This is a genomic window from Salinibacter ruber DSM 13855 (assembly GCF_000013045.1).
In the GTDB taxonomy this organism is placed as follows: Bacteria; Bacteroidota; Rhodothermia; order Rhodothermales; family Salinibacteraceae; genus Salinibacter; species Salinibacter ruber.
Genome location: NC_007677.1, coordinates 2,819,180 through 2,839,099, shown reverse-complemented (window position 1 = coordinate 2,839,099; position 19,920 = coordinate 2,819,180). Strand labels below are relative to the sequence as shown.

The following is a 19,920-nucleotide window of genomic DNA, read 5'->3' as shown; positions in this document are numbered from 1 at the left end:
CCCGGCCCGAGTTGGTGCTACTCGGCGTACGTCCCGGTGACGTACTGGCGAAGCCGGCTCGTCTCCCTCTGGGCCGTCTGGATAATCTGCTTCACGCCGTCCCCGATCGAGACGATGCCGATCAAATCCCCGCCCTCGTCGACCACCGGAAGGTGACGACACCGGAGCCTCGTCATCAGACGCAGGCACTCCTCAAGCGGCTTGTCGGGGCGGACGGTCGCCACGTCCTCGGTCATCACCTCCTGGACCTCCGTCTCGTCCGAGCTGCGGCCCTCCAGGGCGATGCTCTGCATGTAATTCCGCTCGGTAAAGAGGCCGGCGATGGCATCGCCCTCCATCACCACGATGGAGCCTACGTCGCGGTCCACCATCCGACCAATACACTCGAACACGGTTGCCGTGGGGCTCGTGGTGAGGACGTTGCCGTCGTCGGCCAGGGCGGACTTGGATTGAATGATGTCTTTCACTCGGGTATCAAGAAGGCCATCTCGTGGATTCATGGTACCGGGGCGGGCTGGTTAGGGGGCAGTTGCGTTGCGGCCGTTTTCTTACCAACGATTAACAAAGGATTCGTTTAATGGGCGTAAGATTCGCGGAAGACCACGGTGCCGTTCCTCGATTGTCAGAAATATAACACTTTATGTAAAATTAAAAGAAGTGCACCCCGACGCAAGACGGTGAGTCCGTCATCGCTTCGCCGGGCGCGCAAAGAATTGCCCGAACCTGGGTTCTTGCGCCTCATTCGTACCGGGCATGCCTTCCGCAATCCAATACACTTTCGACCAGATGGATACCAACCGAACGGCCCTCGTCACGGGGGGCAACCGTGGCATTGGCCTCGCGATCTGTGAAGGCCTTGCTGATCGGGGTGTGCACGTCGTCATGGGCGCCCGCGATGAGGAGACGGGCGAGGACGCCGCGGCGTCCATTCGGGAGCGCGGCGGGTCGGTGCGCGTGGAGCAGCTCGACGTGATTGAGACCGCCTCGATTGAGGCCTGCAAGGAGCGTCTGGACGCGGATGACGTGGCGGTCGACGCGCTCGTCAACAACGCGGGCGTCTACCCGGAGGGCGACGCGCTGGGTGTCTCAATTGACCAGCTCGACCAGGCGTGGACGGTCAACACACGCGGCCCGTGGCTGCTGGTAAAGGCCTTTGTGCCCGACATGATTGAGCGGGGCTACGGCCGCGTCGTGAACGTGTCGTCCGGATCGGGGTCCTTCGGGGAAGGGCTCGATACGAATCACGCCGCCTACTCGGCCGCGAAGGCGGGCCTAAACGCCCTGACGATGACCCTCGACAATGCGCTGCCCGACGGGCCCGACGTGAAGGTCAACTCGATGGGGCCGGGATGGGTGCACACCCGCATGGGGGGCGAGGCGGCCCCGCGGACGCCCGAGGAGGGGGCCGACACGGCCCTTTGGCTGGCGACGCTCCCCGAGGACGGCCCGAGCGGGGGCTTTTTCCGCGACCGAGAGCGCATCCCGTGGTAGGGCGGGGACTGTACGGGACAGGGGCTGCACGTTACAAACAGGGGCGGGCACGTGTCTACGGGATGAGAACCAGTCGTCTCATCCATCGTCGCCGTCCTCATGAGGGGGCTCTGCCGAATTCTCGTCCTCGGGGTCCTTGGGCTTGTGCTCCTCCGGCCGGCCGCCGCGCAGCCGCAGACCGATACGACCCTCACGTGGCGCAGCTACAGCCGCACCGGGACCGTGCAGGTGCAGGTCTATCCCGGCCCGCCGGACGACGAGGAGGAGCACACCATCGTGCTCCGGGAACTGGCGGAGAACGAAGGGCCGTCGACGGTCGACGACCTGCAATATCTGGCCGACCTCGTGGGGCGCCAGCTTGGGATGGATCCCACTCGGGCCTACTGGGTGCTCCACTGGGGGGGATTTTCGTTTCGGGGAGCGGACCCCGACGCCGACAAGGCCCTCTTCCTCCGCGCCACCTTTAACCGCACGCAAAGCAACACCCTGAGCAGTCCGTACTGGAGCGTAATTTCGGAAACAGACGTGCGCGAACTCACCGATCGGCGATGGAGAGAGTAGGAGGGGCACAAATGGGACCCGGGCCGCGATGAATCCGACGCGGGGACTCTCCGTTTCGGGGGTGTCTTCGTTGGCTCCTTCAATCAGCTCGCCGCGAACCGATGGTTCAGATTGACACCGACTACATCGGGGACTTGCGCTGCGAGGCCGAGCACGGGCCGTCCGGCGTGACCCTCACCACCGACGCGCCGGAGGACAACCACGGCGAGGGCCGCTCCTTTTCGCCGACCGACCTGGTGGCCACGGCGCTGGGCACCTGCATCGCGACCATCCTCGGCATTCAGGCCGAGAAGCATGCCCTCGACCTCGACGGCATCGAGATTTCCGTCGAGAAAGAGATGGCGTCCAATCCGCGTCGCATCGCGTCGCTCCGGACCGACGTGACGATGCCGACTGCACTCGACGCGCAGACCCGTGAGCGTGTGGAGCGCGCCGCCCGTCACTGTCCGGTGGACGAGAGCATTCACCCGGACATTGAGGTCCCGATTACCTTCCACTGGCCAGGCGGGGGGGCGGCGTCCTGAGCCGGTCCGGACGGACGGTGCCGCCTACGGTTCGAGCAGGGCCGGGCGGGAGAAGCAATCAGGACGAGGCCGCGTCGCGATTTACGTCGAGGCGGACGTGGTCGGGCCGGCCGCTCAGGTAGTTGCGCATCGCGTCGAGGAAGGCGTCGAGAAGGTCGGCCCGGTCGTCGGGGGCCAGCGGCGTGTCCGCGTCGGGGCGGTCCAGCACGGCTAGCTGCACCGTGTCGGGGGCGGTCTCCACGAACCCCAGGTCGACGTAGTGGGCGCGGTCGGCGCGGTGGCGCAGGATGAGGCCCGGGGCCTCCTTGAGCTTCGAGTAGTGCTGCGAGTCCTCTTCCAGGTAGCTCCAGCCGGCCCGCACGTCTGCGAAGTCGCGGAGCACTTCCAGGGGAACGACCTTCGCATCGTCGGCGGGGCGGAGGGAGAGTCGAATGACGGTGCTCATAGGAAAGAATCGTTGTCGAACGGAAAGACAGGGACAGGGCAGGGCTACCGGACCAGGAGCAGAGGGCGGTCCAGCTCATACAGAAAGCGCTGGAGGGACGCGTCGACCAGTGGCAAGCCGGTGCCGGGCATCACGAAGAGCCCCGGGCCGCGTCGGCGGGCAAGGGCGGCGAGCCGGTCCACTTCGGCCGGCGTGAGGGGGGGCACCTGGGCCCGTGCGGGGGGTGCGCCGAGGACCTCGTGTACCTCCGCGCGCAACTGTTCGGTCGTCGTCTCGTCCCCGGGGGGCAGAAACACCGTACGGGGGACGCCCCGATCCGCGAGCCCGGCCGCCGTGCGCAGGGCCTGCTGGGCCGTCTCCGAACCGTCGTAGTATGCGGAGGGCGGGGGGCGGCGTCGCGGCGCGCGTCGGAGAACGAGCACCGGCGTGGAGGGCTCCGCCAGGAGGGCCTCACTGGTGGTCCCGAGGCGCCGCCGGCTGCTCTGCGTGCTCGTCTTGCCCAGCGCCACAAGATCGGCCTCCTCGACGGCCCGGTCCTGCCCCACCACCTCCGTTTCGGCGGGCAGGTCGTCCGTCGTCTCGAACCCGAAGTCGGACGGGTCGAAGCGCGTGCGCAGGGCGTCCGCAGGAAGGGCGTCGATCATGTGGAGGGAACGGGGCGGTTGCGTGAAGGGAGGGGACAACGAGGCCGAGATCGGCCGGAGGAGAAGCGGCCAATCGGCCTCAGTGATAAGCGGGTCGTCGGCCGGGGGGCAGGGAGCGCCCCGTGGCCGCAGGGAGGAGGAGGCCGCACGGCGGGGACGAGCCGCCCGTCGTCAGTCGGCACGGAGCGCATCGTACACCGCCGCCTGGGGCATGCCGCGATCGGTCCACTGCCGATAGGCCGCGGCGGCCTGCTCCACGAGCATGTCGAGGCCGCCGATGGGGGTTGCCCCTTCGGCGGCCGCCTCGCGCAGGAGCCGGGTTTCCTCGGGGGTGTACACGAGGTCGTAGACGACGTGATCGGCAGTAAAGTCCACGGGGTTCGGCCAGGGGGTCTGGCCGCGGCGGTCCGGCGCCATGCCCAGTGGGGTCGCGTTCACGACGAGCCGGCTCGTCCGGACCGACAGTGCGGCTTCCTCGAACGAGGAGACCCGGAGGGCGCCGTCGGGGTCGTGGGCGGCCAGGTCGGCGGCCAGCCCCTCGGCCTGGTCGGGGCGGCGGGCCACGATCGTGAGGCGTTCCGGCCGGTAGTGGCTGAGGAGCCCGTAGACGACGGCGCGCGCGGCGCCGCCGGCCCCGAACACGAGCATCGGCGCCCCCTCAAGGGCGTCGCCCCCGCGCTCCTCCAGGGGGCGCAGGAAGCCCGCAATGTCCGTGTTGTCGCCGTGCAGGCGGCCGCCGTCCCGGACGATCGTGTTGACGGCCCCCACGGCCCGCGCTCGCTCCGTCACCTCGTCGAGGACGGGCAGCACGGCCTCTTTGTGGGGCGTCGTCACGTTGGCCCCGAGGAACTGCAGCGCCCGGAGCCCGGCCACGGCGTCGCCGAGGGCCTCCGGCCGCACCGGCGTGGCCACATAGGCGGCGTTCACGTCCTGTGCCCGGAAGGCCGTGTTGTGGATGCGGGGCGACAGGGAGTGCTCGACCGGGTGGCCGAGGAGGGTCACGAGTTGGGTCGTGGCGTCGAGGGGCACGGAGGGGGGCGGTTAATTCAGGGCGCAGGAGGGGGGGCCGCGACGAGAGCACGCGGCAGGGTCTGAAGAATGGGCATCTGGGCGGTAAAGTCAATCCGGCGGCCGTCCGGTCGTTGCGGGGGCCGCGGGCGCCCTTCCCAGAACGGGCCGCGCCCCCGAGTGGATCACGGAGACAGATCGGAAGGGGACGCTGCCGTCGGCAGGCGGACGACGAAACGCGTGCCGACGCCCTTCTCCGTCTCCACGTCGATGGAGCCGTTCATGTGATCGACCGCCTGTTTGGTGACGGCCAGTCCCAGGCCCGTGCCCTCGTATTCGCGGCCGAGTCCCTCAGAGGCCTGTCGGAACGCCTCGAACAGGTCGGTGACCTGCTCGGGATTCATGCCGATGCCGGTGTCCTCTATCGCCATCACGGCCGCCGTTCCGGCGTCGCGCACCTGCACCTCCACCTCGCCCCCTTCGTTGGTGTACTTGATGGCGTTGGAGATGAGGTTGCGCAGCACGATGTGCACCGCCCCCTCGTCGGCCCGTGCCCACACCGGGGCGTCGTCGAGGTCCGTGTGGAGGGAAATTCCGGACGCCTGGGCCTGTGGGGCAAACTGGTCGGCCGTCTCTGCGGTCTGCACGGCAAGGTTGACGGGCTCGATCGTGAGATCCATTTCGCCCGCCTCGAGCTTCGAGAGGTTGAGGACCCCGTCGAGGGTTTCGAGCAACCGATTCCCGCTCTTCTCGATGAGCTGCGCGAACCGCAGGACCGGCCCCGCCGTCTCGTCCCCGAGTTCGTCCCCGATGGCCTCCGCGAAGCCGATGATCGAGGTGAGGGGCGTCCGGATCTCGTGACTCATGTTGGCCAGAAAGACGGACTTCATTCGGTTTGCGTCTTCGGCCTCCTCCTTGGCCGCCAGCATCTCCTTTTCCGCCGTCTTTCGCTGGAGGGCGTTGGAGATGGCGTCGCTGAGCACGCGGAGCAGCATCACCGTGTCCGCATCCCAGTCGCGCTGCTGCCGCACGGCGTCGAACCCGACGAAGCCGATCAGGTCCTGGTCGTTCAGCATCGGCAGCACGAGCAGGGACTGCACGTTCCCGGCCTCCAGGCGCTGCCGCAGGCCGGCGGCGTCGGGGGGAAGGTCCTCGAGACGCGGCACGCGCAGCGGCCCCTCCCGACGGCGCATGCGGGCCATAAACCAGGGCGTCTCCGCGTACGGAATGTTTTGGAGGCGCGACTGCGTGGAGGCCGTCGCTTCGGTCCGCCACTCGTGGGTGTTGCTCATGGTGGCCGCCTCGTCGTCGAACAGGAAGACGTAGCTCCGGTCGGCGTCCACGAAGGCGCCGATGGCCTGGAGGGCGGCCTCAATCTCCCGGTCCAGGTCGTCGATGGGCGTGTTGATGAAGCGGGTGGAGATGTCGACGATCTTGCTTTCGAGTTCGGAGCGGTACGTGAGCGTCTCCTCCAGCCGGGTCCGTTCGGTGATGTCGGTGTAGATGGCGTGGATCTCCGGCGGGGCGTCCCCCCGGGTTCGTCCGGTCGCCTGGAGCTGAAAGTCGCGGGGCCCCTCCTTGGTGCGGCGACGCACCTCGGTCTTCAGGGCCCCCTCCTGCACCGCGCGGCGGTTGAGGGCACTGCCTTCCTGCTCGGCGTCGTCCGGCACGATGGTCGCGTCGATGTTCTCGCCCTCGACCGCCTCGGGGTCGACCCCAAAGGTGTGCGCAAAGGCCTCGTTGACGGTCGACACGTAGCTCGTGCCGTCCTTCACCGTGCAGCGCATAACCGGCGTGGGCAGGCTCTCAAAGAGGCTCTCGAACCGGTCGCGCTCGTCCCGGAGGGCGCGCTCGGCCGTCTTGCGCTCGGTGATGTCGATCATGACCCCGTTGAACACGAGCTCCCCGTTTCGCCGTTCGGGGGTGGCGGTGTCGAGGAGCCAGAGGCGGTCGCCGGAGGGCCGGTCGAACGGCAGCTCGATCCGCCAGGGCATCTCCTGCTCGATGGCATCCTCAATTTCGTTCTGCGAGCGGGCCCGGTGGGGCGCGGGGACGCAGTCGTCGAACTGTTCGTAGAATGCGTCCGGGTCGGTGGAAAGCCCGAGGACCTCCCCGGCGTGTTCGCTGACGAAGTGGCACCCGCGTGTCCCATCCGGACGGGCGTAGAACTGGTAGGTGACGCCGGGAATGCTGTTGGCCATGCCCCGCAGCCGACTCCGCTGGTCGCGGAGGCGCTCTTCCATCTCGCGCCGGTCTGTGACGTCCCGCTGGATGGAGGCACGGTACTCCACCTCCGCCTCCTCGGCCTGCACGGAGGTGGTATTCCAGTGGGCGACGTACGGGGTGCCGTCTTTCTGATAGTTGATCGTCTCCCCCTCCCACCCCCGTGTGTCCCGGTCGGCGTCCTGAAGGGCATTGATGACCGACGGATCGGTCTCGGGGCCCTCCAACACCTCAACGGTGCGCCCGAGCAGCTCCTCCTCCCGGTAGCCCGTCATCTCTTCGAACGCCCGGTTGGCGTACACGATGGGCGGGTTCGCGCCGTCCCCCGAGGATCCGTTCTTCGAGACGAGGGCGTCGGGCTCGCCGTTGGCGAAGGCGAGGTCCCCAAACGTCGGGGTTCCATTTCGGGGCAGGGCCGTTACCAAAATGCCGTCGTCGGCCTGCTCCACGACCTCCGACAGCACGCGGAGCCGCCGCTGCCGCTGTTTGCGCTCGGTGATGTCCGTAACGGCCCCGTCGTAGTACTGCGGCTTCCCGTCCGCGTCCCGCACCACGGTGCTGCTGACGAGCCCGATGAACGGGGTCCCGTCCTTTCGGCGGAAGCGGACCTCCATTTGATCGAGCCCGTCGGCCTCGTGCTCTTCCTTGAGCAGGCGCTGCCGGTCGGACGGGTTGGCGTAGAACGAGGCGGAGTCCGCCTGCAGGATGGCCTCGGGACTCTCGTACCCGAACAGCTCGGCGAATGCCTGATTGGCGTAGACGAGCCCGTCCTCAGGGGTGGACCGGTAGATGCCGTCCGAGACGTTGCCGGTAATGACGTGGAGCTGCTCCTCCCGGTTGCGCAGGGCCCGCCGTGTTGAGAGCAGCCGACGGATGGCGACCCCCTCCGCGAGGGAGATGCCCGCGACGCCGGCCAGCAGGATGAGCGGGTTGATCTGGGGGCCGGGGCCCGTGACGTAGGAGACGCCAAGCCCGCCCCCCACCAGGGCGAGACTGAGTGCCGGAAACCAGGTGACCGGCCGCCCGGACTGCGCGCTTACCCCCACGAACGCGACGATGATCGTGTAGCCCAGCAGAAGGCCGACGGCAAACTCCCCGGCAAAGTGGTTCAACGTGGTGGTGGCGACCAACCAGACCAGCACGATGAAAAGGGCGCCGCGCAGCCACGAGACGAAGCGGTGGCGCACGTGGCGGGACAGATACGAGGCCGGGACCAGGGCCCCGAGCAGGCCGGCCACCCCGAGCCGAGCCCAAAGCGGATCCACGGCGTCCGGGTTGGTCGCCGCGTAGAGGGGGCCGAAGAGGAGAATGAGAACAGCCCCCAAGAGGGTCAGCAGCCGAAAATCCTGAACCCGTGATCGCTCTTCCTGGGAAAGAGCGTCGTCCTCAAGACGAAAGGGAGAAACGATCTGCTGCCAGAGGTCATCCACGGGGGAAGGAGTGAAGTCGCAAGGTCAGTCTGTTCCCGAAAACGGCTTTTTGCGTTGGGGCTTTGGCGTCCAGGGCCTCCCGACGGCCCCGAGGCGCTGTGCCGAGGGGCATTGACGAGAGCCGAGTCTTGGGGCGGGCACACGAGCCCTAAGGTCTTTCGTGTGATTGGGGGAACAGTACTATCAAAAAACATGCCCGATAAGTCAAGTCGGAATTCGACAAACATGCCAAACTGGAAAGTGGACGTTTCCCTGCCTTCTCCGCCGAGGGCTTTTTGGCGGTGGCGGGATGAGAGGGCAACGCCGAGATGGGCCCCATGTGTATATGTCGCAGGGCGGGTTCTCCGAGAAGGGCAGGGGCGGTCGTAGGCTCGGGCGCGGCCTGTACGGCGGGCGGCGGACATGCCTCGCCCGGGCGTCCACGAGACTGCATCGCGTGCCTACTGGACGACCCCTTCCTGCTCGCCCGCGCGGTACAGTTCGTACAGCCGGTCGATGCCCGCCGGATTGCCGATGATGGTTACGCGGTCCCCTTCCTCCAGGCGCGTCGCCCCGGAGGGGACGGTGATCTGTCCGTCGCGCCGCACGAGGGCCACCAGCACGCCCGCCGGCAGGTTCAGGTCGGTCACGGTTTGGCCGATAAACTCGTCCGTGTTGGTCCCCGACAGGAGGTTGAGCGTCAGGTAGCGTTCGTGGTGGAGCAGGCTCTCCTTGACCTCCTGCTCGTCGGCGGCCGCGCGCCACTCGACGAGGAATTGCTCCTCGTCGGTCCGGTTGGCGAGGGTCGCCAGCGTGCGGAGGTGCTCGCCCTCGTCGTCCTTCGGGCTGACGAGAAAGAAGAAGGCGTAGACCGGCTCGGAGCGGTCCAGCTCTTCGATCTCGTCCTCCAGGTCGACGCAGATCCCGGACTGGCAGTGCACCATCACCATCTTCGACTCGCTGATCCCGTCGAGGCGACAGTAGGGAAGGGCGGCCCCGTGGGAGACGGAAACGGCACTGTAGGGGGCCCCCTCCAGAAACCCGTGTTCGAGGGTTTCGGTCGAGAGGCCAAGCTCTTCCGCCAGCCGGCCCGACACGTCCTCCACCACGTCCGCGTAGGGAACCGGCTCGTCGAGGTGAATGACATCCGACTCGGCCACGAGCCGATCAAACGCGGTGTCGTGCCCCACCCCTTTCTCCTCAAGGATGGTCTGCAGCTCCCGGTCGAGGCCGTCGTAGCGCTGCTTGCCGAGGCGGGCAAAGAGGTGAAAGATCGCACCCTCGCGGGGGACGTCGGAGGCGTAGTAGAAGTACCAGCCCACGCCGACCAGCACCACCACGCCCGTGAAGACGATGGCCAGCGTCCCCATCTCCGAGATGAGGAAGAAGGGAATGGCGATGCCCGCCACCTGCACCCACGGGTACAGCGGCGACCGGTAGCCGGGCGCGTAGGACGGGATTTCGCTCTCCCGCATCACGATGACCGCGAAGTTGAGGAGCGCAAAGATCAGGAGCTGGAACGCACTGGCCAGCTTCGCCACGCCCTCTTCGGAGAGCACGAAGATGATGACGAGCATGAGCGCCACCGTCACCACAATCGAGCGGGTGGGCGTGTTGAAGCGACCGATCCGGGCGAAGCCGTCGGGCAGCAGGCGGTCGCGGGCCATGGCCAGCGGGTAGCGGGAGGCCGACATGATGCCGGCGTTGCCGGTGGAGGCGAACGCCGCGACGGCCGCAACGACGATCAGGATCGGGCCCAGGGTGTACGGGAGCCAGTTGAAGAACACCTCGCCGGAGGTGTAGACGGGCGTCAGGTCGGCGTGGAGGTCCGTGGCCGGCAGGATGGCCACCATGATGGCCACGCCCACGACGTAGATGCCCGTGGCCGTGAGCAGCGACAGGCCCATGCCCAAGGGAATGTTGCGGTCCGGATTCTTGACCTCCTCGGCCACGCTGGCCACCTTCGTCAGGCCGGCGTACGAGACGAAGACGATCCCGATGGTGGCGAGAAAGCCGCGCGCCCCCTCCGTAAAGAAGGGCGTGAACTCGCCGGCCGCCCCGCCGACCGCGCTCTGCCCGCCCCAGACCGACAGGACACCCTGTGCGGCGTAGAACCCGAGCACGCCCACCAGGATCGTCACCAGCACGCGCTGCAGCAGGCTGCTCTCCTTGGCCCCGACGACGTTGAGCACCCCGAAGGCCAGCGTGAGGGCCGCCGCCAGGGGCTTGATGGGCACGTCGGCGTAGATGGCGAGGTAGGCGCCCATCCCAATCAGGGCGAACGCGCTCTTGAAGACGAGCGCGAGCCAGGTGCCCAGGCCGCCCACCGTGCCCGCGAGCGGGCCGAGGGCCCGGTCGAGAAAGTAATACGTCCCCCCCGCCTTGGGCATGGCCGTCGACAGCTCCGCCATGCTGTACATGGACGGCAGGATGAGCAGGCCCGCCACCAGGTACGCGAGGATGACCGAGGGCCCTGTCTCCGCCGCCGCGATGCCGGGCAGCAGAAAGAACCCGGAGCTGAACATTGCCCCCGTACTGATCGAGTAGACGTCGTAGAGGGTGAGGGTTTTCTGAAGGTCCGAGGAGCCCGAAGCCATATTTGTAGCGGGCAAATCAGAGGAAAATGAGTTGACGTAAAGGACCAAGGCGGGGGGCACGGTTCCCCGCCTCCCCAAAACTTGACGAGTCTCTCCCAAGGGCACCGGTCCGCGCGCCCGCAATTAGGACCCCGTCGGCCGAGCGACCGGTCCAGCCCCTCGCAGACGTTAAAACGCAACCCGTTCGAGCAGGCGGCGCACCGGGCTGGGGCCTTCGGCCTGCTGCGGCCGCACCACGATGGCGGGGCCGCCGAAGGCGCCCGCAATGCGCTGCGGCTCCCGGTTGTCCAGGAGACGGGCCCACCAGGCCGCGTCGCTCTCCACGACGACAAGGTCGGCGGCGGACACGGCCCGCGCCATCGCTGCCGGTGTCGTCGTGCCCACGATGTTCGACTCGACCGGCACCGTGCACAGGCCCATCAGGTCTTCGTGGTAGGTGCGGACGGTGGCGCGTTGGTCCTCGGTCGCGTCGGCGGGGACGGCGTGCCCCAGGACGAGGCTCGCGCCGGCGGCCGCCGCGAGCCCGTTGGCCAGCTCCACCTTTCGGGGATCGAAGGGCCCGTTGTCCGTCACCAGGGCAATGCGGTCGAGCACCGCGAGGGGCGTCGGTTCCACCAGCACGAGGTCGGCGGAGCAGTGGCGCGAGATCCAGTCCAGGTCGCGCTCGTCCAGCCAGGAGCGGTCGGCGGAGAGGGTCCGCTCCAGCACCAGCAGGTCCACCGCGTGGTGCCGGGCGAAGTTGGCCACCGCGTGGCGCACGTCGTGGCTGACGACCTCCCCGTACTCGAACGGCCCGTCCACCGACGCCCCAAAGCGGTCCATCCGGGTCTCGAAGTCCACATCGTCGGGGGACTGCACCTCGGCGGCGGAGTCGAGCGGCAACTGGTCGGGGACCGCGTCGAAGCGCACCACCGTGAGGCCCCCCTCGAAGGCCCCGGTGAGGGCGGCCCCGACCTCCACCAGCGCCGTCTCCCGGTCCGGCCGCAGGTCTTCGGTGGTCCCTACGACCACGCGGTCCGCCCGCTGGCCGGTATCGAGGGCGACCCGGGTGCGCTCGGCGGCCTGCTGCCCCACGCGGCGCCGCAGTTCGTCCCGCACCACGCCCTCCCGCCCCACGCGGCGCCGGGCGTAGGCCCCGTACCAGAGCGCCCCGGCCCCGGTGATCAGAACGGCCCCCACGAGCGGCACCAGGCCCATCTGGCTGAGCAGGGCGAGGCCCCCAAGCACGCCGACCCCCTGCGTCCACGGGTACATCGGGTCCCGGAACGCGGGCTCGTAGTCGTCGAGGTCGCTTTCGCGAAAGGCGACGAGGGCGAGGTTGACGAGAATAAAGACGAGGATCTTGAAGGCACTGCCGAGCTTCGCAATGTCGTCGATCGGGACGAACGCAATCATGGCGAGCACGACGCCGCCCGTGACCGTGATGGCGGTGGTCGGTGTGTCGAACCGGTCGCTCACGTGCTGGAGCGCGTCGGGCACCAGCTTGTCGCGGCTCATGGCGAACGGGTAGCGCGAGGCGGAGAGGAGGCCCGCATTAGCGGTGCTCACGAGGGCCAGGATGGCGGCCGCGACCACCACGAGCACGCCCCACTGAATGAGGGTGCTGCCCGCCACGTCGGCCACCGGCGTCGAGGAGCCGGCAAGGCCCGCCGTGGGCGCCGCCCCTACGATGACGGTGACCACCAGCACGTAGAGCAGCGTCGTGAAGGCGAGCGAGCCGAGGAGGCCCAGCGGAATGTTGCGGTCCGGGTGTTCGATCTCTTCGGCCACGCTCGCCACTTTTGTCACCCCGGCGTACGAGACGTACACGAAGCCCGTGGCCGCCAGTAGCCCCCCGATCCCCTCATCAAAAAAGCCCTCGAAGCGCACCGGGTCCACGTCGCCGAGGCTGCCGCCCACGAACCACACCATGGCCGCCAGCATCACCGCCACCAGGGCCACCTGGATGCGCCCGGTTTGCTTGACGCCCAAGAGGTTCACCACGATCAGCACGCCCGCAATGCCCAGGGCCAGCGCCTGGGGCGGCACGTCGAACAGGAGCACGATGTAAGGCGCCCCACCGACGAGCGCGAGCGCTCCCTTGAACGAGAGGGAGAACCAGGTGCCAATGCCCGCGATGGTCCCGAGGAGGGGGCCCATCCCGCGCTCAATGTAGACGTACGTGCCCCCGGCCTCCGGCATCGCCGTGGCCATCTCCGCCTTGCTCAGGGCCGCCGGCAGCACCAACACCCCGGCCAGGAGGTAGGCCAGCACGACCGCCGGGCCCGCCATCTTCATGGCGAGGGCGGGGAGAATGAAGATGCCGCTGCCCACCATGGCCCCGATGCTGATGGCTAGCACCGAGGGCAGGCCGAGATCGCGCTCCAGTTCCTTGGCCATTGACGCGATGAGATTCCGAAAAGAAGCAGGATGAAGTGATCCGTGGGACGCGAAGGCACATTTCCCCCGAGCGTATTTGGGCCTCGCGCAACGTGTTTACGAACACGGAGGTTCTACGTCCCCGAGGGGGGCTGCTTGCTCCGCGCCGATTGCGCCCGCCGGAACCACTCCATGAACGCATCGCTCGCCGCGTGGGCGAAGCGGATGGGGGTCCCGCCCCGGGCCTCAACCCACTCGGCCTCGTGATCCTCGAAGACGCGCACCAGAATGGGAACGGTGTCGCCGACGTAGTCCAGCAACGACTCGACGGCCTTTGGGTTACGGAGAAGGGACACTACGATGCGGGCCTGCGCCCCCCCGGCCTTCAGCAGAACCGCCCGATCGCTGCCGTCGCCGCGCACACAGCGCACGCCCTGGTCGCGGAGGCGATCCACCACGGTGGGGTCCTCGTCCACCACGACGGCCTCGTATTTGGACTCCCGAAGCAGCCGAAGCAGGGGGCGGGCGCTTCGTCCGCCGCCCACGACGAGCACATGGTTGCTTGGTACCTCGGACAGAACGTCTGACTGACGCGAAGGGTGCCACCGCACGAGCTCCCACACCACCGTCTCGCTCGTGAGCAGCGGGGTGAGCATCATCGTGAAGACCGTAGTCAGGACGATCACCGAAAAAACCTCCCCCCCAATTTGGCCGGCCACGAGGGCCTGCAGGCCCACGACCAGCGAGAGCTCACTCGTCTGGGCGAGCAGGAGGCCACTCTCCAGGGCGGACTGGGCCACAAGCCCGGCCCACGCCCCCACGACGGCGACAATCAGGGGCGTCAGCACCAGCACCGCTCCCGCGAAAAGGGCCGCGTGGCCGAAGAGGACAGGGGCCGGCTGGGGGGCCGCCACCCCGAGCGACGCAAAGAAGAGTGCCGAGAAGAAGTCGTAGAGCGGCTGCATCTCGCTGTGCACGATGCCACTGAAGGGGAACCCTGAAAGCGAGACGCCCGCGAGGAAGGCGGCGGCGAAGAGGGGCACGTCAAGCCACGCCGCCGCCCCCATGAACCCGAACAGCACGCCGAGGACCGCGAGCAGCTGCGTCTCGGCGTCCAGCTCGCGCTTGAGCAGGAGTGGCACCACGCCCTTCATCACGACCCCGACCCCCACGAGGAGAACGATCGTCCCGCCCAGGCTGCCCAGCACGGCCGCCGATCCGTCTGGGAGCCGGACGAGCAGCGGCAAAAGGAGCACGACGATCACGTCCTGCAGGAGCAGTGCGCCGAGCACCGTGCGCCCGTAGGGCTCAAACATCTGCTGACGGCGCTGGAGAAGGCGCACGCCCACGATCGTAGAGCTGGCCGCCAGGGCTAGTCCCAGGTAGAGCGCGTCGGTGAGGGCATAGTCGAGCCCGTACGCAATCCCCAGTGCCGCCGCGGCGAGGCCTGCGAACTGCGCGACGCCGATCACGAACGCCGTTTTCTTGAACGGCCCAACGCGGGTGAGGCTGAGGTCCGTCCCCGCGACGAAAAGCAGGATGGACACGCTCAAAAACAAAACGTCCTCCACGAATCCGGCGTCGCCCACGGCCCCTGTGGCGTTCAGGGCGAGGCCCCCCATGAGCAGGAACGGGATCGCAGGAAGCTGCGTCCAGTGCGACACCCCGTACCCGGCGGCCGCCAGGCCGAGAAGAATGGTAAGCTCCGTCATGACAACACCGCTCTCGATTTGAGCTCATCGAGCAGGCGCCGGGCCCCTTCGTGCTTCGACCGAATCAGGTGGTCCACCCCGAAGGTGCGGAGGCTGTTCTCGCTGGTGCGATCAAACGCGTGGATGCTGCACGGCACGCCGGCCCGCTGGGCGTGGTAGGCCAACAGGTTGTTGGTGCCTTCGATGCTGAGGCTCGAAACAACTAGCTTGGCGTCCTCCCAGTCGGCTGCCTCCCGTGTCGTCTCGTGGACGGCGTTGCCGTGGACGGTGGATACGGAGCGGCGCGCGAGCTTCTCCGGGTCGGTGTCGACCGCGACGACCGTTTCGCCGGCCGCGGTCAGCCGGTCGACGAGGCAGCGGCCGAGTGTGTTCAGGCCCACGACGATGACGTGTCCCTGCAGCCCGTCCGGCGGAGGGGCAGGGGCCTCTTGCCGCGCCCCGAGCCATGCCAGCGGCCGATACGGCTTCACGGCGGCGTAGAGGCGGTCGCTGTAGAGCAACAGAAACGAGGAGAGCGCGAAGGTGACGAGGCCGACCAGCGTGATGACCGACAGGAGCGCCTCGTCGATCAGGCCCGAGGAGAGCGCCAGCGCGCCGAAGATGAGCGAAAACTCACTGATCTGTGCGAGACTGAGGCCCGTCCGGAACGAGGTCTCTTCGCCGTGCCCCAGCCGGGGCAGCACCCCAAAGAAGAGCAGCGGCTTGACCACCATCACGAACGCCGCGAGCGCGAGGGCAAGGGGCCACCGCGCGAGGGCCGCCCCCAGTTCCATCTGCAGGCCGAGCGACACGAAGAAGACGATGATGAAGAAGTTCATCAGCGGGTGCACGCGCTGGCGCAGCTCGTGGCACTGCGGCAGCTGGGCGAGCGCAATCCCGGCCAGGAAGGCCCCCAGCTCGGGCGAGAGGTGCAGCGCCTCGGCCCCCAGCACCACCAGGAAGCACCAGAAGAGGCTCCAGATGAACAGGCCCTCGGTCATCCGGGAAATCCACTGAATGGCCGGCGGCAGCACGTAGCGGGCTGCCGCCGCGATGAGGCCGCCCAGGAGCACCATTCCCACGAAGGCCTGCCCGAGGCCCCGGGCCACGTCGGCCCACGCGAGTTCGCCGGGCCCCGCGAGGCCGGCCACGAACGTGAGCACCATCACCACCACGAGGTCCTGCACCAACAACACGCCCACGGCAATCTGCCCGTACGGCGCGTCGAGGTCGCTCTGCTTTTCGAGCATCTTGACGACCACGACCGTGCTGCTGAACATAATGGCCACGGCCACCACGACGGCCTCGACGACCGGCACCCCGACGAGCCCTGCCAGCAGGCCCCCACCGAGCGCCGTGCCGCCCATTTGCACGCCCCCGGCTACGAAGGCGGTCGTGCCCACCGCTTTAATCTTGTCGAGGCTCAGCTCCAGCCCTACGAGGAAGAGGAGCAGGATGATGCCGAACTCGGCGATAAGCTCGATGGTATGGGTTACCGTCAGCACCCCGAGGGCTGGGCCGAGCAACAGCCCCGCCCCGATGTACGCCACGATGTTGGGCACGCGTGCAGTCCGGGCTACGAGCACGACCCCGAGGGCGGCCAGCAGCATGATGCCCAAGCTTCGGAGCAGCTCGAACTCGACCATGCGAGGGGGGCTGTCGAGGAGGGAGGGACCGGACGGACATCATGCGGGGGGCACAGATCCAGAATAACGGGCGAGCGAAGAAGACACAATCCGGAACCCAGGGAATGGGGCGTTGCCGTCTTCTCGATACAGCCGGAGAGCGCCATGCACGCGGTGGCCCGCGTCATTGTCGGAGCGGGGGCGCCCCAGCCCTGCCCGCGTGGGGAGAAAACGCAGTCCTGTGAACGGGAGGCGGCGGTCCGCCGTCGGCCCTCCACTGTCTCATCGAAAAGCAGCACCGGTGCTCCATTCTCGTGCCCCTGCGCTCACACTCTCTCCCACGCGCCCATTCGCCCACGCTCTCCGCTACCCCCGCCAGTAACTGGGACTCAGGACTACCAGGAACGTCATTACCTCCAGGCGGCCCGCCACCATCAGCAGACACATGAAGACCTTCGTCGGGACCGGCAGGGCCTCGAACCCGCCCATCGGCCCGACGGCGCCGAAGCCCGGGCCGATGTTGCCCAGGACCACCAGCGTGCCGGAGAGGGCTTCGCTGATGGAGAGGTCGATCCCCACGCGGTGGGCGTCCACGGCGATAAAGCCGGTGCCGCCGACCACCAGCAGCAGATAGGTGAGGATCACGATGAGAATGCCCCGCACCACCGGCTCCTTCACGGTGCGGCGCCCCAGCCACATCGGGCGCACGGACGAGGGGTGAATCATTTGAAAGAGCTCGCGCCCAATCACCTTGAAGCCCACGGTCCACCGCATGAGCTTGAGGCCGCCGGACGTGCTGCCCACGCACCCGCTGGCGAACATGAGGAGCAATAGGACCACGAGAACCTCCTCGCTCCACACCGCGAAGTCGGTGCTCGCGTAGCCGGTGGTGGTGAGCAGGGTGGCCGTCTGGAACGTGCCGTGCCGGAGCGTCTCTTCGAGGCCGGCAAACTGCCCGTTGCCCCACAGCATGGCGCTCACCAGGAGGCTTCCGACGGCAAAGACCGAAAGGTACACCCGAAACTCCGTATCGCGGGCAGGGGCCGTCGGGGTAGACACGATCGCCTGCCAGAGCAGCGTAAAGTTCATCGCCGCCACGAACATGAACGGGACGAGGATCCACTGCACCGCAGGGCCGAACGCCTCGATGCTCCGGGCCTGGGGCGAGAAGCCGCCGGAGGGAATGGTGGTAAAGACGTGCGCGAGGGCCTGGTACGGCGTCATGCGGGGGGCGAGCCCGGCGTAGTGCACCCCGAGGAGCAGCACCAGCAGCACCACCGAGCACCCGATGTACAGCAGCCAGAGGCGCCGGGCCGTCTCGGCGATGTGGGGCGTGAGCCGTTCCAGGCGCGGGCCCGGCACCTCCGCATCCAGAAACTGGGCGCCGCCGGCCGACAGGCGCGGCAACACGGCGACCGCCAGTGCGAGGATGCCCATGCCGGCAATCCACTGCGTGAGCTGCCGCCAGAGCATGAGCGCCGCCCCATGCTTCTCGATCGAAATGTCGAGCAGGATCGTCGACCCGGTCGCCGAAAAGCCGCTGAAGCTCTCGAAGATGGCGTTGATGGGCGTCGCGAAGCTGCCGGTGCCGCTCAACAGGTACGGGACGCTCCCGAGAAGCGAGACCAGGACCCAGGTGAGCGTCACGAGCAGGAATCCGTCCTGCACCGTAAGCTCGCTGTCGCCCCCGATCCATTCCGCGAGCGCCCCGGCCCCGAACGAGAGGCCCAGCGGCACGAGGAAGGGCACCACCGAGGTGCCGTGGTAGAGGGCCGTGGCGATCGGCACCGAAAAGACGGCCGAGAACCACTTTAGGACCGGCCCCAGCACACTGCTGACCCGGCGGAGTCGACGAGCTGCAATCATAGTGCCTCCAAGACCTCGTCTGCTTCTTCCGCGTCGACGAACAGGACGAGGTGGTCCTGAGGCTCCAGGACCGTTTTGCCCCGGGGAATGAGCACCTCCCCGTTCCGGGTCACCGCTCCCACGACGAAGTTGTACGGCACCGCTTCGACGCCCTCTTCAATCGGGCGTCCCACGAGGGGACTCTCCGCCGTGAGGGCCACCTCGACGACCTCCCCGCGGTCGCCCTCGACGAAGGTGATTTTCTCGATGCCCCGCACACGGGTGTGTCGGAGAATCTCCTCGATGACCTCTCGGCGGGGATTGACCGTCGTCTCGATGCCACTGCTCGTAAAGACCGACTCGTAGACGTCGCGGTGCACCACCGACAGCACCCGCTCGGCGCCGAGGTTCAGGCTCAACGTCGACGTGAGGAGGTTTCGCTCGTCGGGCGTGAGGGCCGAGACGACGAGATCGGCGTCCGCCACCCCTTCCCGGCGCAGGAATTTCGGGTCCGTCGCGTCGTTCTGTAGGACCAGCGTGTCCGGCAGCTCCTGAGCAAGGGCCTGGGCCCGGTCGGGGTCCTTCTCCACGAGGCGGGGCTGGAGGCCGCGTTGTTCGAGCATCCGGGCCGTCTGGAAGCCGATCTCGCCCCCGCCCAGGATCATGATTTGACGGGCCTGCCCTACGCGATCCTTGGGCGTGAGCGTGCCCGCAAAGTGCTCCACCTGGCTCGGCCGCCCGATCACCAGCAGCCGAATGTTGGGCCGGAGGCAGGTCGTCCCGCGGACAATCTCCATGTGCTCGTCGTCGAACACCGCCACGAGGTTCACACCGTCGCCCAGCCGCAATTCCTGAACGGTCTTTCCGGCGACCGGGCTCTCCTCGGGAACGGTAAATCCGGCCATGACGACCTGTCCCTGTCCGAAGTGCTCGACGTTGCGGGCGGTGGGGAGCCCCACGACCTCCACGATGTTGCGGGCCGTGAGGTGGTCGGCCCCCACCATGTAGTCGACGTTGAAGGCCTCGCGGAGCTGGGACCAGGTGGCGAGGTATTCCGTCTCGGTGACGCGGGCGATGGTGAAGGCGCCGTCGTTCAGGGCCCGCGCCGTGCTGCAGATCAGGATGTTGCTGCGGTCGTCGCTCGTGCTGCCGACCACGAGGTCGGCGTCCCGCACGTCCGCCGATTTCAGCACGTCGACCCGGGCCCCGTTGCCCTCGTAGGTGAGCACGTCGGTCTCGGCCCGGATCATTTCGAGGCGGTCGGGGTCCTTGTCGACCGCAATCACCTCGTGCTCCCCGGCCAGCGCGTGGGCCACGCTGCTGCCGACCTGTCCGACGCCGATGACGACGACCTTCATGAAACGAGGAGGGGGTCTTCGTGAGAGCTGTTCGAAGCCGGGACACTACGCGGAGCAGTGGGGTAGGACGCAGGGCGCCCGCGATCCGTTTCCGACTGGGCCGTGCGACGGCAGAGGGGCCTGCCGGAGGGGGCGATCGCT

At 67.9% G+C, this 19,920-nt stretch carries 14 protein-coding genes; 3 read left to right on the top strand and 11 right to left on the bottom strand.

The window, feature by feature from the left end; translation table 11 throughout:
* Positions 1–17 precede the first annotated feature (17 nt).
* On the bottom strand, positions 18–500 hold the full coding sequence (locus SRU_RS12010; RefSeq protein ID WP_011405007.1) for a CBS domain-containing protein: 483 nt from the start codon (positions 498–500) through the stop codon (positions 18–20).
* A gap of 253 nt (positions 501–753) precedes the next feature.
* Between SRU_RS12010 and SRU_RS12005 the strand changes: the two genes are divergently transcribed.
* The 3 genes from SRU_RS12005 (at position 754) to SRU_RS11995 (ending at position 2,576) form a co-directional block, all read left to right on the top strand.
* Positions 754–1,491 (top strand): SDR family NAD(P)-dependent oxidoreductase, encoded by a 738-nt coding sequence (locus tag SRU_RS12005; protein ID WP_013062511.1) that lies wholly within the window; start codon positions 754–756, stop codon positions 1,489–1,491.
* Between the two features lie 99 nt (positions 1,492–1,590).
* On the top strand, positions 1,591–2,052 hold the full coding sequence (locus tag SRU_RS12000) for a hypothetical protein (RefSeq protein ID WP_011405005.1): 462 nt from the start codon (positions 1,591–1,593) through the stop codon (positions 2,050–2,052).
* A gap of 101 nt (positions 2,053–2,153) precedes the next feature.
* The gene (locus SRU_RS11995) at positions 2,154–2,576 is read left to right on the top strand and encodes an OsmC family protein (RefSeq protein ID WP_011405004.1); all 423 of its coding nucleotides are present in this window, start codon (positions 2,154–2,156) and stop codon (positions 2,574–2,576) included.
* A gap of 58 nt (positions 2,577–2,634) precedes the next feature.
* Here SRU_RS11995 and SRU_RS11990 read toward each other — a convergent pair whose 3' ends face one another.
* The 10 genes from SRU_RS11990 to trkA all read right to left on the bottom strand — a co-directional run bounded on the left by SRU_RS11990 (position 2,635) and on the right by trkA (position 19,779).
* Positions 2,635–3,021, bottom strand: a complete 387-nt coding sequence (locus SRU_RS11990) for a hypothetical protein (protein WP_011405003.1) — start codon at positions 3,019–3,021, stop codon at positions 2,635–2,637.
* Positions 3,022–3,065: 44 nt separating this feature from the next.
* Positions 3,066–3,665 carry a hypothetical protein gene (locus SRU_RS11985; protein WP_013062510.1) on the bottom strand — a complete coding sequence of 200 codons (600 nt, stop codon included), beginning with the start codon at positions 3,663–3,665 and terminating at the stop codon, positions 3,066–3,068.
* Positions 3,666–3,836: 171 nt separating this feature from the next.
* Entirely contained in the window at positions 3,837–4,694 is an 858-nt protein-coding gene (locus SRU_RS11980) for a shikimate dehydrogenase (protein WP_011405001.1), read from the bottom strand.
* A 164-nt stretch (positions 4,695–4,858) separates the two neighbouring features.
* On the bottom strand, positions 4,859–8,326 hold the full coding sequence (locus tag SRU_RS11975; RefSeq protein ID WP_011405000.1) for a PAS domain S-box protein: 3,468 nt from the start codon (positions 8,324–8,326) through the stop codon (positions 4,859–4,861).
* Between the two features lie 440 nt (positions 8,327–8,766).
* Entirely contained in the window at positions 8,767–10,902 is a 2,136-nt protein-coding gene (locus SRU_RS11970) for an amino acid permease (RefSeq protein WP_011404999.1), read from the bottom strand.
* Positions 10,903–11,070: 168 nt separating this feature from the next.
* Positions 11,071–13,281 (bottom strand): APC family permease, encoded by a 2,211-nt coding sequence (locus tag SRU_RS11965; protein WP_011404998.1) that lies wholly within the window; start codon positions 13,279–13,281, stop codon positions 11,071–11,073.
* Positions 13,282–13,394: 113 nt separating this feature from the next.
* Entirely contained in the window at positions 13,395–14,972 is a 1,578-nt protein-coding gene (locus tag SRU_RS11960; protein WP_011404997.1) for a cation:proton antiporter, read from the bottom strand.
* Positions 14,969–16,597 (bottom strand): cation:proton antiporter, encoded by a 1,629-nt coding sequence (locus SRU_RS11955; RefSeq protein WP_011404996.1) that lies wholly within the window; start codon positions 16,595–16,597, stop codon positions 14,969–14,971. The genes SRU_RS11960 and SRU_RS11955 overlap by 4 nt, the downstream gene beginning before the upstream one ends.
* A gap of 345 nt (positions 16,598–16,942) precedes the next feature.
* On the bottom strand, positions 16,943–18,442 hold the full coding sequence (locus SRU_RS11950; protein WP_011404995.1) for a TrkH family potassium uptake protein: 1,500 nt from the start codon (positions 18,440–18,442) through the stop codon (positions 16,943–16,945).
* On the bottom strand, positions 18,439–19,779 hold the full coding sequence (gene trkA / locus SRU_RS11945) for a Trk system potassium transporter TrkA (RefSeq protein WP_011404994.1): 1,341 nt from the start codon (positions 19,777–19,779) through the stop codon (positions 18,439–18,441). Before trkA ends, SRU_RS11950 begins: the two co-directional genes overlap by 4 nt.
* Positions 19,780–19,920: the final 141 nt, after the last annotated feature.